The sequence below is a fragment of the Desulfovibrio sp. 1214_IL3152 genome, from assembly GCF_036763055.1.
Taxonomy (GTDB): Bacteria; Desulfobacterota; Desulfovibrionia; order Desulfovibrionales; family Desulfovibrionaceae; genus Desulfovibrio.
In genome coordinates, this window is the sequence record NZ_JBAIYW010000334.1 from 1 (window position 1) to 16,381 (window position 16,381).

The 16,381-nt window shown below is 49.1% G+C and carries 15 protein-coding genes; 6 read left to right on the forward strand and 9 right to left on the reverse strand.

Annotated features, from left to right (window positions below):
- From V6C07_RS07120 to V6C07_RS07130, 3 genes are all read right to left on the reverse strand, one after another.
- A partial coding sequence (locus tag V6C07_RS07120) for a transposase (RefSeq protein ID WP_333535659.1) occupies positions 1-214 on the reverse strand: 214 nt, incomplete at its 3' end.
- 425 nt (positions 215-639) lie between these two features.
- On the reverse strand, positions 640-984 hold the full coding sequence (locus tag V6C07_RS07125) for a hypothetical protein (RefSeq protein ID WP_291442617.1): 345 nt from the start codon (positions 982-984) through the stop codon (positions 640-642).
- Positions 985-1,347: 363 nt separating this feature from the next.
- A complete protein-coding gene (locus V6C07_RS07130) occupies positions 1,348-2,427 on the reverse strand; it encodes an ATP-binding protein (protein WP_291442616.1) in 1,080 nt (359 codons plus the stop codon).
- Positions 2,428-2,599: 172 nt separating this feature from the next.
- Here V6C07_RS07130 and V6C07_RS07135 point away from each other — a divergent pair, with 172 nt between their 5' ends.
- On the forward strand, positions 2,600-3,748 hold the full coding sequence (locus V6C07_RS07135; RefSeq protein WP_072312641.1) for an IS4 family transposase: 1,149 nt from the start codon (positions 2,600-2,602) through the stop codon (positions 3,746-3,748).
- Here V6C07_RS07135 and V6C07_RS07140 read toward each other — a convergent pair.
- Together V6C07_RS07140 and V6C07_RS07145 are read right to left on the reverse strand one after the other, a co-directional pair.
- Positions 3,735-4,076, reverse strand: coding sequence for a hypothetical protein (locus V6C07_RS07140; RefSeq protein ID WP_333535660.1), 342 nt, complete (start codon positions 4,074-4,076; stop codon positions 3,735-3,737). The genes V6C07_RS07135 and V6C07_RS07140 overlap by 14 nt on opposite strands.
- Positions 4,031-5,226, reverse strand: a protein-coding gene (locus tag V6C07_RS07145) for an IS3 family transposase (RefSeq protein ID WP_232088246.1) whose coding sequence is annotated in 2 segments (ribosomal slippage) — positions 4,031-4,962 and positions 4,962-5,226 — 1,197 coding nt in all. Because the reading frame shifts where the segments join, the coding sequence is not laid out codon by codon here. The genes V6C07_RS07140 and V6C07_RS07145 overlap by 46 nt, the downstream gene beginning before the upstream one ends.
- A 12-nt stretch (positions 5,227-5,238) precedes the next feature.
- Between V6C07_RS07145 and V6C07_RS07150 the strand changes: the two genes are divergently transcribed.
- From V6C07_RS07150 to V6C07_RS13400, 3 genes are all read left to right on the forward strand, one after another.
- Entirely contained in the window at positions 5,239-7,815 is a 2,577-nt protein-coding gene (locus V6C07_RS07150) for a GH36-type glycosyl hydrolase domain-containing protein (protein WP_333535661.1), read from the forward strand.
- 186 nt (positions 7,816-8,001) lie between these two features.
- Entirely contained in the window at positions 8,002-9,156 is a 1,155-nt protein-coding gene (locus V6C07_RS07155) for a DUF6051 family protein (RefSeq protein WP_333535663.1), read from the forward strand.
- 45 nt (positions 9,157-9,201) lie between these two features.
- Positions 9,202-9,525 (forward strand): DDE-type integrase/transposase/recombinase, encoded by a 324-nt coding sequence (locus V6C07_RS13400; RefSeq protein ID WP_442886166.1) that lies wholly within the window; start codon positions 9,202-9,204, stop codon positions 9,523-9,525.
- A 310-nt stretch (positions 9,526-9,835) separates the two neighbouring features.
- Here V6C07_RS13400 and V6C07_RS07160 read toward each other — a convergent pair whose 3' ends face one another.
- Both V6C07_RS07160 and V6C07_RS07165 read right to left on the reverse strand, forming a co-directional pair.
- Positions 9,836-10,321 (reverse strand): GNAT family N-acetyltransferase, encoded by a 486-nt coding sequence (locus V6C07_RS07160; protein WP_333535664.1) that lies wholly within the window; start codon positions 10,319-10,321, stop codon positions 9,836-9,838.
- Entirely contained in the window at positions 10,318-10,590 is a 273-nt protein-coding gene (locus tag V6C07_RS07165) for a type II toxin-antitoxin system TacA family antitoxin (RefSeq protein ID WP_333535666.1), read from the reverse strand. The genes V6C07_RS07160 and V6C07_RS07165 overlap by 4 nt, the downstream gene beginning before the upstream one ends.
- Positions 10,591-11,073: 483 nt before the next feature.
- Between V6C07_RS07165 and V6C07_RS07170 the strand changes: the two genes are divergently transcribed.
- Positions 11,074-12,810: a type IV secretory system conjugative DNA transfer family protein gene (locus V6C07_RS07170; RefSeq protein ID WP_333535668.1), complete on the forward strand. Its 1,737-nt coding sequence runs from the start codon at positions 11,074-11,076 to the stop codon at positions 12,808-12,810.
- Here the strand turns inward: V6C07_RS07170 and V6C07_RS07175 are convergent.
- Complete coding sequence (locus tag V6C07_RS07175) at positions 12,807-13,127, reverse strand: helix-turn-helix domain-containing protein (protein WP_333535669.1); 321 nt, start codon at positions 13,125-13,127, stop codon at positions 12,807-12,809. The two genes, V6C07_RS07170 and V6C07_RS07175, sit on opposite strands and share 4 nt — an antisense overlap.
- A gap of 130 nt (positions 13,128-13,257) precedes the next feature.
- Here V6C07_RS07175 and V6C07_RS07180 point away from each other — a divergent pair, with 130 nt between their 5' ends.
- Positions 13,258-13,500, forward strand: coding sequence for a transposase (locus V6C07_RS07180; RefSeq protein ID WP_333535671.1), 243 nt, complete (start codon positions 13,258-13,260; stop codon positions 13,498-13,500).
- 41 nt (positions 13,501-13,541) lie between these two features.
- Here V6C07_RS07180 and V6C07_RS07185 read toward each other — a convergent pair whose 3' ends face one another.
- Positions 13,542-16,289 (reverse strand): MobA/MobL family protein, encoded by a 2,748-nt coding sequence (locus V6C07_RS07185; RefSeq protein WP_333535673.1) that lies wholly within the window; start codon positions 16,287-16,289, stop codon positions 13,542-13,544.
- Between the last annotated feature and the right edge of the window lie 92 nt (positions 16,290-16,381).

The window sequence follows — 16,381 nt, forward strand, 5'->3', positions numbered from 1 at the left end:
CGGCATACATCCGCTTCAGACGGGCATTTTCTTTTTCCAGCTCTTTCATTCGTGCCATCATGGATGCATCCATACCGCCGAACCTGGCGCGCCATTTATAAAAAGACGCACTACTCATGCCGTACTCACGGCAAAGTTCTGGAACGGGCACCCCATTTTCGACCTGTTTTAAAATCGCCAAGATTTGACTGTCCGTGAAGCGTGACTTTTTCATTGTAAAATCTCCAGATTGCTTATTCTCGGAAATTCTACTTTGAAATGCTACTTTTTTCTGGGGGGATTACCGCAACGCATCAAGGCGCGCCCTCATGTCATAAACAAAAGACCTCAATACCCTGTTAAAATGATCTTTTTTTACGATAGCTGTGTTCATTCCAAGCCATTTGTGCAACTTCAAATCATCCGAGGCTGGTGGAATACTCTCTAGGTACTTTTTCCAATTAGATAAAAGACGTTCCATCTCGACACGTTGTTTTAAGCTTATATTCATGGATAATTCTCCATTCCTCTTTCTAGCCTAGGATGCCCCGTGAAGAAGGAGGGAGTTTTTGACCCGCTTAACCCAAGTAAAAGATAATAATGAAATAGACTAAATTGTGAAGTTGTGAATTTTTTTCAAGTATGGACGAGTACATTTCATTAGTGGGAGCTAATCGAACTTTTGTTGGCGGGCATATTCTGGAGATCTTCCTGAGGAACATCTTCAAATTGTTCATACATTGAAAGAACGTTGTAAACATTGTCTTGTCCCTCTTTCGTTTCATCCCACCATGCAACACCTCTATTTTTTAAAATCTTTTCTATCTGCGAAACAAAGCTGTTACTTCCCCTAGTTTTGTACGATTCCCCGTCGTCAATATCAATTTTCATGGTTTTTCCATCACCTGATGGAAAAATTGTCATACTGTGCCCATCTTCAAGGGTGAATGTCTTTTTGCCAACACTCTTGAGTGCTACGTCGGCCAACTTGAATAGATAATTCATAAATTCTCCTATCTGCATTTAGACTGTATATACATTACAATGGAAAACAATTTCTGTCTTTATTTTTATGATAATTATAATTCTTATGTGTAATTAATGTCGACTGACAGTCATATTAAAGTAATTTATACTATTTATTATAACAATATATATATGCAAACCAGAACATATTGATCAAATCTCTTGCTTTTGATCTTGCATTTCCTTGGCGCTAAGCAGCAAAAGCCCCGGCCTTTGGAGTGGCCGGGGCTTTTTGGGGGTGCGTCAGGAGTGTGCCTATTTCTGCGGGTGGGGCAGACAGGCACGCTGGTCAGCTTCAACATGTAAAATTCATAAAAAGCCTTCCGTAATGACTCACATAAATTAAACCCTCGAATAAATAGCTACATCTTCTCTAAACTCCGCAATCATCGATTCCGTCAAGGACGGCCTGAAAGAAGCAATTTTCTCAGCAATCATCCCTGTGGTCACAGGCGTGTTTGCCCCTCTTTCACATTCTTCTTCAAAAGCATACTGGGCAACAATTTGGAAAAGGTACTCAATATCTGCAGGGGTAAATTTAGGTGTCAAGCTTACAATATGATCGACATCAACTACGCCGCAGTTCATCTTCGACAAATAGTATTCCAGAATTGTTTTTCTTCCATCGTCATCCAGAGTTCCTACCGGGATGATGCAATCAAAGCGCCCCGGCCGTAGCAGTGCAGAATCCAGTTGGCGGATGTAGTTTGTAGCGCATACGAGCAGAACCTTGTTTGGCTGGCTTTTTATAAGCGGTACCTGTTTGAGAAACTCGTTGGTAATTGACCGATCGATTCTATTTGCGCTATCCCGGCTGCCTGCAAATTCCTCAAATTCATCAATGAAAAGGATAACTTCATCCAAGCACCGGGCTTTTTCCATTATTGCCCGCAGATGTGCCCCAATTTTGTCTACACCGTCGACCATAAGCATACTTGGCGCGATTTCTATGAACCACCACGCCAGCCTTCCGGCCATTGCCTTGACAAAATGGGTCTTGCCCGTACCGGGAGGGCCAAAAAAAATGATAGTTTTAGGCGGAATGACGCCATATTTTTGTGAAAGTGCTCCCTCAACCAGGGGGAGTACAATCCTCTTGTGAATCAGTTGTTTGGGGGGTTGTGTATCGGAGATAGTATCCCAAATATCTCTGCTGATGGTGCGCGCGCCCATCTGTACCAAAAGCTTTTCCTGATTGTGAGTAGAGAGCTCTTCATCCGTTCCTATGTTCTCAAGAAAGTCGGTGCAGGCAATCTTGAATCCGACATCCCGATTCAGTCTTTCAGACAGAACCCACTTATGTTGCATGATTTTCTGCCAAAGATCCGTCGCTACATCCGCATCGAATTTTGCACCGCTAGCTTCAAAAATTTTGCTGGCACAAATTTCTGGAGAGGGAGTGTCTAATATTATTTTATCCAAAATGAACCCCTAGTTGAATATTGTGTGGGGCAATTATTTTCGGAATTTGTGAGCAAATTTACATTTAAAAACATTGCTGTCCGGCTAAGGGTTAAGAAAAAAGTCCAAAATCTCAATGCGATGTGGTATAAAGAGTTTGCGAAAAACTTTGCCACACAAGGAGATTTTGGACATGAGTCACCATAATACACTTTTCTCCCAGATGCTATCTCTGATTCCCAGACATGTTTTTCAAAAGCTCGAACACCGGCACAAAGTAGGGCGGGCCTCACGCAAATTCGGCTTCAAGGAGCAGTTCACCGCCATGGCCTTTATTCAGCTTGCCGCGAGGCGTTCCATGCGTGACGGGCTCCGGTGTCTGGCTGCCGCCGGAAACCGCCTGTACCATTGGGGCCTGAAAAACGTGCCCCGCTCGACTTTCGCCGACGCCAACAATTCAAGGCCCGTGGGCTTTTTCAAGGACTTGTTCGCTGAAATGTACGGACTTTGCCAGCCGCATGCGCCTCGTCACAAATTTCGCTTCAAGTGCAAACTGTACAGCATGGACGCTACCACCATCAGCCTTTGCCTGTCCGTCTTCCCCTGGGCATCGTTCCGGCGGAACAAAGCCGGGGTGAAGGTAAATACCGTGCTTGATCACGATGGCTACATCCCTGCCTTCGTCGATATCAGCAATGCCAAAACCCACGAAAGCCGCATGGCCAAAAGCCTTTCGCTGCCAAAAGGCTCCATTGTGACCTTTGACAAAGGCTATATAGCCTATTCCTGGTTTCAGCTTTTGGCGACAAAGGGCATCTTCTTCGTCACGCGCCTCAAAGATAACGCCGTATTCAAGCTGCTGGAACGCCGTCCTGTCAATCGTAAAACAGGCGTCACCTCTGACCATATTATCGAAGTGAAAAACAGTCGGGGAAAAACCTTGCGCTTACGCCGAATAGGCTACAGGGATGCCAAAACCGGGAAGCGTTACGAGTTCTTGACCAACCACTTTCGCCTGTCAGCGAAAACCATTGCCGACATTTACAAAGAGCGCTGGCAAATCGAAATATTCTTCCGTGAAGTCAAACAAAATCTGCACATCAAAAGCTTTGTCGGGCGCTCTGAGAACGCTGTGCTCATCCAAATTTACACGGCCCTGACAGTGTATTTGCTCATGGCGTACCAAAAAATCCTGAGTAAACTTAAGCTGTCGGTGCAGCAATTATTCGAGCTCATTTGCGTGAATTTGTTCGGCAAAGACTCCCTGGAAGAACTCCTGAAACCGCGAAGATCAAAAACTCAAAACTCTTACAGTCTCAGCCTATTAGCTATGGTTGCTTAGCCGGACAGCATTGAGCAAGGATCTTTTTTCCTGTCAATGCACCTGATTCATACGCTTTAGCTAATGCTCTCTGTACTGCAACATCATCATCAGTAGTTATTATTAAAGCTTGGTATAGTGGGATTCTACCTTTTTCAACTGAATTTACTAAATACTCTTCTCCTTGTTCTAACAGTCGTAGAATGCCACGAATGTAATCTTTTCCAAGGTTTGTTTTTTTCGCAATATCATCCTCCTCATAGCCTTGCTGACCGGCCCCGGTTTTTTGTACCAGGCTAAAAGTTAGTGGCAAGCGCTTTGCGGCGCTTCTTCTGCCATCCGTATACACAACAACTCAGTGGGAGGCGAGAGCGACCCCATTGCCCCTCCCATGGGAGGGGCAAAAAACGTCAGAGGTGCTGGCGGTTGGCCTCCCAGGGAACGATGCGGCCGGCGGTGATTGTAATGCCTACGCCAGTTCTCAATAACAATTTCAGCCTCTTGTAGCGTCATAAACAGCTCGCCGTCCAGCAGCTTGTCGCGCAATTTTCCGTTAAAGCTTTCGCAGTAGCCGTTTTCCCAAGGGCTTCCCGGCTCAATGTATTGAGTCTGTACCGATAGTTCCGCCAACCACTTTTTCAAGGCTAATGCCACGAATTCCGGGCCGTTGTCCGAACGAATATTGTCCGGTCGGCCATGGGTCAAAAACAAATCCGCCAAGACATGCATGACCTGCTCGGCACGAATCGTACGAGCCACATGCAAGGCCAAGCATTCACGGCTGTATTCGTCAATGACCACCAATACCCGGAAGGCTTTGCCATTAACGGTACGGCAATGCACGAAGTCATAAGCCCAGACATGGTTTTTCCACTCCGGGCGGAGACGAACGCAGGAACCGTCATTCAACCACAGCCGTTTTCGTGGGCGCTGTTTTGCCGGAACCTTCAAGCCTTCCTGTTTCCAAATCCGCTCTACGCGGTTGTAGCTGATACCCCACCCGTCCATCCGCAAAAGATCGGTTATCGCCCTGTATCCGTACCGGCCATACTCCGAAGCGTAGTTGATCACCGCCTGGCGCACCAGCACTGAAAATTCACGGACAGAAGACGTGTACCGCTGCGTTGTCCGGTTTTGCCCAAGAACAGCGCATATTTTACGCTCGCTGCTCCCGGTCTGCTCACGAACATGCTCCGCACATTGGCGGCGACGAGCGGGGCTCAAAAGTTTCCCTTTGCCGCCTCCGCCAAAATAATTTTCTCAAGACTCAGATCGGCCACTGCCCGCCGCAGTCTGGCATTTTCCTTTTCAAGCTCTTTCAACCGCTTGAGCTGATCCGTTCCCATGCCACCGTATTCCTTGCGCCAACGGTAGTAGGTTTGCTCCGTCACGGCTATCTTTCGGCAGGCCATGGCGATGCTCTCGCCTTGTCCCACTAGCACCTCGACCTCGCGTAGCTTGAAGATAATCTGCTCTGCTGTGAAGTTTTTGCGACCCATTGCAAGCCCTCCGTGCCCACACCATACACTAACTTTTTAGGTGGGCCAGTTTTTTGGGGGCAGGTCAGCACTCTGGCCCAGCAGATGAAGGGGCGAACTGCGCTTGTAAACACAATTCCTTATCTTTCCCTCTCCGAGGGGTTGAAGTTTGTCGATAATAAAAATGCTATGCCCATACCTCGTACGGATCTTGCATTTTTCAATGGGTTGGGTGGTTTTACTCCGGACGGACGCGAGTACGTCATCACCACAACGCCGGGGCAGGCAACTCCAGCCCCCTGGGTCAATGTGCTTGCCAATCCACAATTTGGAACCGTTATTTCAGAAACAGGGCTCGCCTTTACCTGGAGCGAAAATGCCCACGAATACCGGCTCACCCCATGGGCAAATGATCCGGTAACTGATTCAAAGGGCGAAGCTTTCTATCTGCGTGATCACGCTGACGGATATTTTTGGTCTCCAACTCCCCGCCCCTGCCGGGGGGAAACGCCATACACCACCCGACACGGATTCGGATATAGCGTATTCGAACACACGGAACGCGGCATCACTTCAGAACTTCTTGTGCATGTGGCTGTGGATGCCCCGGTTAAATGCGTAAGGCTGACGGTACGGAACGTGTCTGGAAGGCCGCGGAAATTATCAGCAACAGGCTATGTGGCCTGGGTGCTTGGGGACATGCCGGAAAAAACACGCATGCACATCGGTACCGAAGTCGATCAGGAAAGTGGAGCGATTTTTGCCAACAATGCCTACAATTCAGAATTTCCTGGACACACGGCATTTTTTGATACTGACGAAACCATCAAATTCATTAGTTGCGATCGCACGGAATTTTTAGGGCGCAACGGGACATTGGAAAAACCGGCAGCCATGAAACGCAGCCGCCTTTCCGGCAGAACAGGACTTGCTCTGGATCCGTGCGCCGCGGTTCAGGCTCCATTTACCCTTGCCGTCAATGAGGAACGGGTTATCACATTCAGGCTTGGAGTCGGAAAATCTAGGGAAGAATGCAGAGATCTGGCCAAGCGGTTCAAGGGGGCAGAGGCAATGCAAAACTCGTTAAGCAAAGTCTGGCAGCAGTGGGACCGTCTGCTCGGCGCCGTTCATGTGGAAACTCCGGATCCGTCATTCAATGTAATGGCCAACGGCTGGCTGATGTATCAGACAATTGCCTGCAGAATGTGGGGGCGCGGGGCGACATATCAATCTGGCGGCGCGTTTGGTTTCCGTGACCAGTTGCAGGATGCGATGGCCCTTGTGCATACCGCACCCCACTTGTTGCGGGAGCAGATACTTTTGTGCGCATCGCAGCAGTTCCCGGAAGGAGATGTCCTGCACTGGTGGCACCCCCCGAGCGGGCGCGGAGTGCGCACGCGCTGTTCGGACGACTACCTTTGGCTGCCGCTGGCCGCCTGCCGTTATATCTGTTCCACCCAGGATGTGGACATACTGAATGAGACAATTGGCTTTATTGAGGGACGCCCCGTCAAAGAGGGCGAAGATTCTTATTATGACCAACCTTTTCCTTCAGGCATGACGGCCACACTGTATGAACATTGTGTTCGGGCCATTCGTCACGGGTTTAAATTCGGCGCGCATGGCTTGCCGCTTATAGGTTCCGGCGACTGGAACGATGGAATGGACAAAGTAGGCATACACGGAAAAGGGGAAAGCGTTTGGCTGGCTTTTTTCCTTTATGAAGTTCTGACCAAGTTTATGCCTTTTGCCTCCACTCGTGGTGATATGCCCTTTGCCCAAGAGTGCGCCCAGCAACTTGCGACATTGAAAAACAATATTGAGACGCATGGTTGGGACGGCGATTGGTACCGCCGTGCATATTTTGATGACGGCACCCCCCTCGGCTCGGCTGAAAATGAGGAATGCCGGATAGATTCCATAGCGCAAAGCTGGTCAGTGCTTTCAAATGCAGGAGATTTAGATCGTTCCCAGGCGGGCATGGAGGCACTAAATACGTATCTGGTGCGCCGCGAGGATAAGCTGGTGGCGCTGTTCACCCCGCCTTTCGACATGCTTGCCCACAATCCGGGCTATATAAAGGGCTATGTTCCCGGAGTGCGGGAAAATGGCGGCCAATATACTCATGCGGCCGTGTGGGCGGCTATGGCCTTTGCTCAACTGGGTGATACAAAAAGAGCATGGGAAATCTTCACAATCATCAATCCGGTAAATCACGGCAGAAATCCTGAAGAAGTGTCACGCTACCAGGTGGAGCCTTATGTTGTCGCCGCTGATGTCTATGCGGCTCCGGATTTTGTTGGACGCGGCGGCTGGACGTGGTACACGGGATCAGCAGCCTGGATGTACCGCTTGATGCTTGAATCGCTTTTGGGGATAAACGTTGAAAACGGGACTCTTCGTATTGCCCCTTGCTTGCCTGCAGATTGGGATAGCTGCATTGTACGTTATCGTCACATTAATACTAACTATAGTATAAACATCACACAGGAACGCGCTGGAGGGAAAAAGCTTTCTATTCAGCTTGATGGAATTGAAAAAAATGACCTTCTTGTTCCCCTGGTTGACGATCTGCAAGAGCATGTTGTGAGCGTTATAGTGCAAAAATAAATTAGGTTTATGCATCTATTTATTATTGCTATTTTAAATAACAATATCCATCCACTGGGATAAAAGATATCATGAAGCCATGATTTTGATGTATATATTATATCAGCAGAATTAAGGTTAACCTCTTTCTGTTAATAGTAGTATTAACACTGTATTACTGTCGTACAGTTTGGAGGTTTGACTTTTATGATTTATTCAAAGCTGGTTAGTTTTTTTTCGAGAGAAATCGGCTTTCTTGACGATGTAATACCTGTTGGGTCCGACCTTGTTATTCGAAATTTTAGTTTTAGTTCTCCTGCGCGGCAGAGAGTGGGGCTGACACATTCTCTGCCGGGTAACGTGACGGATTTAGGCAATCCCGATGCCGAAATTCAGGAGAATAACAATTTCAGATACCATGTGTTGATGCCGGCGCAGACGAAAAAAGCGCGGAGCATCGTCATAATGCTGCACGGATTGAACGAGAGGCACTGGACCAAATACATGCCTTGGGCTGCATCCATTGCTGAGATGACAGGCCATGCCGTTGTCCTTTTTCCGCTTGCGTTCCATATGAACCGTGCCCCTGCTCTATGGGCAGATCCGCACCGCATGGCACGCCTGAGCCGTGATCGGAAGCATACTCTGCCGTCCCTCACGAATTCTAGCTTCGTTAACGCGGCAATCAGCACAAGGCTCTATGAACAGCCAGAACGTTTCATTTTATCTGGCCTTGAAAGTTATTATGATCTCATTGAGCTTGTTGAAATAATAAAAAACGGATTACACCCCGTTGTGCATAAAGATGCGACAATCGATTTTTTTACCTATTCTATTGGAACGCTTCTTGGCGACCTTCTTATGATGGCAAACATGTCAGGATACTTTTCGGAGTCCCGGCATGTCTCATTTTGTGGGGGGCCTGTAGTCAGCGGTCTGCATCCAGAATCCAAATTTATCCTTGACAGCGAAGCCGTACACAAGCTCAGGCAGTGCCTGCTCTCAAAAGAAAAACTTGAAGTATTGTTGGCTGCCAACAGTAGGGTGGAAATGGCTTTTCGCAGCATGCTTGACTACGGGACATGCAGCAACCAACGAGAGAAACTATTGCGCGGCATTGGTGCGCGGCGTTATGCGATCGCTCTTGCTGATGACATGGTCGCCAGCCCCAAAGAGATTCTCAACACCCTTGGGAGAAAGGAAAAAAACGGTATTTTAGTTGATATCATGCAGTATACCTATACCTACAGACATGAAGATCCTTTTCCAACAAACAAAAAAATGACCAGCAACGTGGACGGACAATTCCAACGCACATTCGATAGAATTTGTCATTTTTTGAAAAATCCAGAAATTGATTGATGCCTTTTAGCAAATAACACCGTCTTCTCAATAGCAATACGCTGCTTGCTTTATCTGCACGTCTGCGTTGATGATGCCTCCGGGGTTGCGTACACGGCCATCCTCCCGGATGAAACAGCGGAATCAGCCATAGAGTTCTTATGGTTTGCCGTTGCCTGGTATGCCTCGTACAGCATTAAGGTAGAACGTTTTTTGACAGATAAAGGATCTTGCTACAGGTCTTGGAAGTTCCGTGATGCCTGTGGTGAATTTGGGATAAAGCACAAGCGAGCCCGGCCTTATCGCCCACAAACCAACGGCAAGTCTGAACGCTTCATTCGAACAGCATTGAATGAGTGGGCATACGCCAAAACGTATACCCACTCATGAAAAAGAACAGCTTATCTGCCAATATGGACGCATCGTTATAATTTTCTGCGACCACATTCGACTCTTGGCAGAAAACCTTCAGCTTCGAGGCTAGGAGGGTGAACAACGTATTGACACTCAGCAAAATAATACCTCGGCTTTAGTATAGAAATCTACGCTAATTTTGCCCCGATTCCCTCATGAGTTCAGGAAATTGGGGGGCACCTTGGGGAAACATCTGTATGGCAAGTCCGTATCGCCTTAGGGTAATAATCTGATCCGTGCTTTTCTCTCTGAAGTCGGCAAGTCCGGCATCCTTGTAGAAGGGGTTTCAACGAATATCTTCCAATCGCAGCATAAACGTCAACGGACTCACGGGCGAAGCCTGGAACCCGCAGTCCTGGTAAAATGTGGCTGCCCGTTCATGCAGGGCATGCACCAGAATGGCCCTGATGCCCGCGATAGATGCGGCCTGAACTGTTCTCAGCATGGCGTCCCGCACCAATGCCTTGCCAATGCTCTTTCCCTGTATGCTCTGGTCGACGGCCAGACGGCCAAGAATCATGACCGGTACAGGATCCGGCATATTTCTTTTAATGTTGCCCGGCGAGAATTCGTGGGTCACGCTACCGACTGCCAGCGAATAGAAGCCGACAATCTTGTTTTCTTGGCAGACAACATAGGTGCGGCTGGCTTTTCCCTCATTCTTCAGCGCCTTGGAGCGCAACCACATATCCAGCGATGGCTCTCCACTACAAAAATCCGCCAGATCGTGAGCGGCTGTGATGGCAGCCGGGGCAGCAATCCGTCCACTCATTTGTCGTCATCCCAAGGGGCGGGAGTGTCGAGAAGGCGCTTCAGGGCGACATTTTTCGAAACAGGGGCGGCCAGAGCGGCCTGAAAGGCGTCCCATTGCTCTGCCGAAAGCTGAAAATGCGTTTTTTCCATAAGAATCTCTTCGGCTGAGCGAACTGCGTTTTCCAAAATAAAAGCAGTACGGTTCTTGCCTGCCATCTCCGCAGCAAGGTCAATAATGGCCTTTTGCGCTGGAGGAATCCTCAGGTTGATAGTTCCTGTGCTTGCCATAGCAAACTCCTTTTTGACAGAATAAAGTGGGAATCTCTTTGTGTCAACACAACGTATATACGTTGATGTGTAATATTGGCAATGTTATTGACTATCAAAAAAATACTCATTATTTTATTTTTAACCAATCAACTTTAACAAAAAAAAGATGTGGAGATGGCTTAATGATAGCCTCCCCCCTGCCTGGCGGTCAGGAAGGTGGAAGCCGAATACGCGATTGGGGTAGACTGGACTGTGCCCCACAACCGTTGACTCGTTTTTCCTGGACCACAATTTGCGTCAAGGCGTTCCGATTTCAGCAGGAACGACGAAGGGGAGGACGCCCCTTCGATTACACCGGGGCACCGGAACAGTGCGGCTTGTAGCCGCCAGAAGTGGGGAAAACGGCACACAAACAGCAGGTCAATGATGGCCTTCTGATTGTTTGCCGTTTTCCATCTTTTTATTTTATACTGGAAAACGGCGACCTTATGGAGATTTACCATGAGTTCGCATCGCATTCTTCCGCCACCGACTTCCTCAAATCATGATTACCGCCAGTCGCGGATGGGCTTTCTTGCCCCCATTTCTGCTTGCAGTGCACCTGGAAGCCACCCGGCCGCCAGGCCGCCAATCAAGTATTCTCTCAATGATACGTTGTTCACCTTTGACAGTGGGCGTCGCCTATCTTTCGCAGAAGGTGTGCGCTCGACGCTTGTTCTTGGCGGAACCGGCTCAGGAAAAACCACCTCCGTCATTTTACCTATACTTGATGCATTACTGCGGCGAGGATTCGGTGGGGTCATTCTGGACGTAAAGGGCAACCTTGGCGCCCAGACCCGCGAACTGGCCAAAGCCTGCGGCCGCCTGGACGATGTGGTGGAATTTGGCTCTTCTTCCGATGCCTGCGCTACCAATCTGCTGGCAGACATGAAGCAGCATGAAATTGCGGACTTTTTTCAAGTCCTGGCAGTGAACGGGGTGGAGCACGATGCTAATATTTCCTGGCATAGCAAAGGCGGCAGTCTTGCGGCGGATGTGGCCCAGGTGCTTACATCGCTCTCACAGGTGGAGCGGAACTGCCATTTTTCCCGTCAATTCACACCAACCCTCAAAGCGGTATTTACAGCCCTGAGCAATCACGTTTTTGCTGCTAACCTCTGGAAATTCTATTGTCAGGAATTGGGTGAACTGCGTGCCCGCCATCAATATTCGCAGAAACCAGATTATCTTATGGAAGCCGAAGCATTGTACCATGCCGTCAATGCCGAATGCTTTCACATCCTTTTGCCGGAAGACCATCAGGCTTCAAAGAGAGACGTCATCACTGCCCAGCAGCAAAAGACATGGATGCTTCAAGGCATTCTTAAGCGGCTAAAGTGCATCCAAGTAACCCATGACCTCATGGATCGTTTTTCGTCACTGACAGAGGCTACCGTGCCGTTGAATTTCACCGACCTGGTTTATCGCCAGAAGAAAATTGTCCTGGTGCATTTTTCTCCTGACTGCGGACCAACGGGAGCCTTGTTATCGCACTGCATTAAAGAGCGTTTCTACCAAAGCATCCTCAAGAATGGCAGCAGGCTAGCCTCCGATCAGTACACTTTCATGATCGCGGACGAGTTTCAGCATATTCTGGATGTGGATAGCGAGCGGCCTCTGAACGATATGGAACTGTTCGGGCTTTCACGCGAATTCCGTAACATTAACATCATTGCCTCCCAAAGTATGGCCTCGCTGTATGCCAAGGGGAGAACGCATGCGGTTTCATCCCTGTTGGGCAATTGTACAACCAAGATCATGCTGCAAAACAGCGATCCTGAAACTCTGGATTGGGTGGCGAAGGTGCGTGCCGACAGCGCTGATATGAAGAACCTTGAGCGTGGCGAATGCCTGCTGGAAGGCATCGACCAGGAGGGGCGTTGCATCAGCACCAGAGAGAGCGTCAATACCGCTCATGAAGCCGTGAGCCGTCATGTACGCGCGGCGCAAGAATTGATCATGGGGAACTCATCCAGACAAAGCAGGAAAAGGGCTTTGATTCCTGTGGGCAACAGTGGCTTACCCCAATGTGTGGAGCAGTGCCTGCTTAAGAATCCCAAAAGTCTGGCTGGAGCAAGAATAATGTGGATAGAGCTTGTCGCTATGCGACAGGCGTCATGCCGGGGACTTCCTTACTGGAAAAATGAAGCCAAGTGTAAAAAATCCGAACCTCAGCGAAGCAAGCGAGAAGGTTTCTAGCTTACTTCCTGGCCGGGGGAACTGCCACCAAGCGTGACGCTGCGGCGGCACCCTCGGCCGGGTTTGGATATGGCTGGTTTCTGGGCACGAAGCTCTTCCACTCGACTAAAAAAGGCGACCACATCCATGCGCATGATCGCCAAGAGAGCGTACAGACTTTCGCATGAAAAGCTGGTTTTTCCAGCCTCAAGAGCGGCTATATAGCTGCGCGAGCGGCCAGAAAAATCTGCAAGCTGCGGCTGCGTCAAACCGGCCTTATGGCGGGCCTCAGCCAGGGCAATGGCAATGGCTGGGCGGAGAAAGGGAATCATTTCCATGGCGCAACGCTACTATAGCCGTTGACAGAGGTGCTCCCCAAAAATCGGACAGGTGTGATAGCTACTCAACCAGACGAGGAGAACACACATGTCCAAGCGAAAGAATCATGCCCCGGCTTTCAAGGCCTGAGTGGCCCTGGCTGCTCTTTCCGGCGATAAGACCATCGCTGAACTCAGTTCAGAGTTCGGTGTTCATCAGACACTCATCCACAAATGGGTGAAGCAGCTCAAGGAGTCGGCTTCGGGCACCTTTGCCGATGAGATCAAGATCGAAGAGGCCAGGAAGGAAAAACAACTCCAGGTACTTCATGCCAAAATTGGTCAGCTTACTGTGGAACGAGATTTTTTAGCCGAGGCCTGGGGGAGGCGGTAAGCGTCTCCCGCAGACAAAGCATGGTCAATCCCGGCATCTCACTACGTAAATGACATATTTTCCCCACTGTCATCGCCATCATTGTGTTCAAAATCCTGCGAAGGCTGCGGGTCTGGCGCATGGGGCAGAACAGTAGCCTGCTGGATGTCTGAGCCAGTCGACAGGGATTTTTGGATGGCGATAGCCTCATATGTCTGTTGGAGAAACCTTTCCAGGCTGTCCCTACCGAATACAATGCGCCTAAAAATTGTCCTGTGCATGAACTCAAATGGAATATTGGGGTTATTTGCCCAGATATGCTTGATGGCATCCTGCAATTTCCCTACTCCTTCCGCAGTATCAAAAAATACTCTGCCATCTTTTTCAGCATGGCTTTTGATTTCATTCCACAGCCTGTGCATATCCTGATTGGGATCTGTGGGCGGGGTTGGCAATACCAGCTGTGCTGGCCTGACTGTAGTGTGCAGCATTTTGGAGGATACGCGTGGTTTTTCGTGTCGTGTTCCTGTAAATGGGCCGGTGTCCAGAGTCACGATCCGGACTGGAGACTGCTTTGGACATCGCTGGGCCAGGTCCTGAATGATTCTGGCCTGTTCTTCTGGTGTTCTCACGCTGTGACGCTTCAGCGTACAGGCAAAGTCGACAGCCGTTATCCGTGGGAATATCTGCTGGACCTTGATACATGCATTATGAAGCCGGGTAAGCAGGTCCAATGAATGCGGCTCCTGCAACGCCCTGACTACAAGAAGCTCCCACAGTTTTTTGTGCCATATTTCATTGTTGTCAGTTGTGGTGATGGCTCCAGATTCCAGACGTTCAGGGACGCGGGCTGTTCCATGCCTCTTTCCTGCTTCTTCTTGTATGTTTTTGTAAAGATGTTCAGTCCTGAAGGACATTTCTGCTGCAACCGGCGCAAATTTTTTTGTCAGCGCGGCTATAGGATAAAAAACAGTACCCATAAAGCTGGCAGATGCTGGCACTATTGAAAACAGTTTTAGCTGCGCCTTAACCTTGCGTTCTTCTTGCCTTAAAATGCTGTATGAAAGCCGCTGGGTTTCCGTTTCAAAGGCAGAAGTGGTCGCAAGCAGCTTGGGCACGATCATGTCAGACAAACCCATCGGGGCAGGTGCCGTATCTGTTGCGCTGGCTCTGGGCATTGCGATCTTTGGACACGAGCGGAGCCACAGGCCACAACTTTTATTTTGCAGGCGCAAGGCTTCTGTTTCCAGTGCAGCTATCATCGGCATAAACCTTTGGACAACTATGTCGGAAAAACCAACTGAAGGCAGTTTGAGTGGTGCCTTAACCCTGCGTTCTTCTTGCCTTAAAATGCTGCATGAAAGCCGTAAGGTTTCCGTTTCAAGGGCAGAAGTGGCAGCAATCAGCTTGGGCACAACGATGTCAGACAAACCCATCGGGGCAGATGCCGTATCTGTTGCGCTGGCTCTGGGCATTGCGACCTTTGGACACGAGCGGAGCCACAGGCCACAACTTTTATTTTGCAGGTGCAAGGCTTCTGTTTTCAGTGCCACTACCACCGGCATAACCCTTTGGGCCACGATGTCGGAAAAACCAATTGAGGGCAGTTTAAGTGATGCCTTTGCTCTGCGGCTCTCATGTCTCAAAATGCTGCATGAGAGCCGCAAAGCCTCCAGTTCAAGGGCAGAAGTAGCTGCAACCAGCGCAGGCATTATGAGGTCGGAGAATCCTCTTCCTCCTGTGCTATCAAGGCTTCCAGTTTGGTCATGCGCAAATTCATGGAAGTCAGCTGGTTGCTCACTTTCATGATGGCATCGACCACCGTTTTCAAGTTGGGTTTTTCCAGAGGGGACAAATCGACCTCGCCCACCGTGCCCGAGGTTATCTCGTCCATAGTCCCCATGAGCATCCTTGCTTCTTTGAGCAGGTTGTTGATGGTCGTATTCATTTGGAGCAGATATTGTCTGATCTCTATCTGTTCTGTCTTGATTATTCCCCATTCTTCCAGTTGCATTTTCTCCAAAGCTGCTACACGGAATTGCAGTTTTTTGAAATTCTCTTCTGTCATGATGTAATACCTCATTTACGGTTTCAATGTCTTTGTTGTATGCCTTTGGACAGCCAAGAACGCGGATTTGACTAGAATGCCGCCAGACCCCCTCATGCTTTTGTGGAATTTCTTGTATGCCGCGCCGCAGATATGAACGGTGATCAACGCGTTCAAGTATTCCTGCTTTTTCCAATGCGGCATTGACCATATCTGCCCATTGAGATCTTAGGATTTCAACGGGCGCGATACGCTGCTTAAGCTCACGCTGTGCGCTGATTGGGTCAAGGGCAATGGCTTTTTTCCCGAAAGAGCCATCAGGCAAAACAGTGCAAGCAGTAATAGCCAGATGAAAATGTGGATTTGAAGAATGCGGTTTGTGTGAAGTGACCTGTACGGCAACTGCATAAGTATCACTTAGCCACTGGCCATATTGCAGCATGAGTTCGTGGTTTTCATCGGCAGATAATTCAATGGGTAGAGCCAGACTGGCGGTTCGTGCCGGTACGGAATTGCCGCGTTTGTAATGTGCCTCAAGGTTAGCCCAGAATTGTTCATGATCGGTAATGTGGGTAGTTGCAGACGTGGGCAGTAAGAGCCGTGTTTGGCCCAGCTCACTTTTTTTGTATCGATAGTTGTGCCATTCGCCTGTGCGTGGATCCCGTATGCTGCTGGCGGTCTGGTATGCAACACGCGCCACGATACTCTGTCCTTTATTTCGCTGGACAGGTTTAATGTTCAGATGGATATTACCTTGCAGCATATGGATGGCCTGTTGTATTTTTTCTTATATCGCCATAGGCGATATGTCTTAGCCTCGCAGAGCGCACGTGCAGTCGAAGCGTAGCGAAGACT

Coding starts and splice junctions, on each gene's coding strand:
- V6C07_RS07125 (WP_291442617.1), bottom strand. CDS start 984: ATGAATTATCTATTCAAGTTGGCCGACGTAGCACTCAAGAGTGTTGGC.
- V6C07_RS07135 (WP_072312641.1), top strand. CDS start 2,600: ATGAGTCACCATAATACACTTTTCTCCCAGATGCTATCTCTGATTCCC.
- V6C07_RS07155 (WP_333535663.1), top strand. CDS start 8,002: ATGATTTATTCAAAGCTGGTTAGTTTTTTTTCGAGAGAAATCGGCTTT.
- V6C07_RS07160 (WP_333535664.1), bottom strand. CDS start 10,321: ATGAGTGGACGGATTGCTGCCCCGGCTGCCATCACAGCCGCTCACGAT.
- V6C07_RS07165 (WP_333535666.1), bottom strand. CDS start 10,590: ATGGCAAGCACAGGAACTATCAACCTGAGGATTCCTCCAGCGCAAAAG.
- V6C07_RS07170 (WP_333535668.1), top strand. CDS start 11,074: ATGAGTTCGCATCGCATTCTTCCGCCACCGACTTCCTCAAATCATGAT.
- V6C07_RS07175 (WP_333535669.1), bottom strand. CDS start 13,127: ATGGAAATGATTCCCTTTCTCCGCCCAGCCATTGCCATTGCCCTGGCT.
- V6C07_RS07185 (WP_333535673.1), bottom strand. CDS start 16,289: ATGCTGCAAGGTAATATCCATCTGAACATTAAACCTGTCCAGCGAAAT.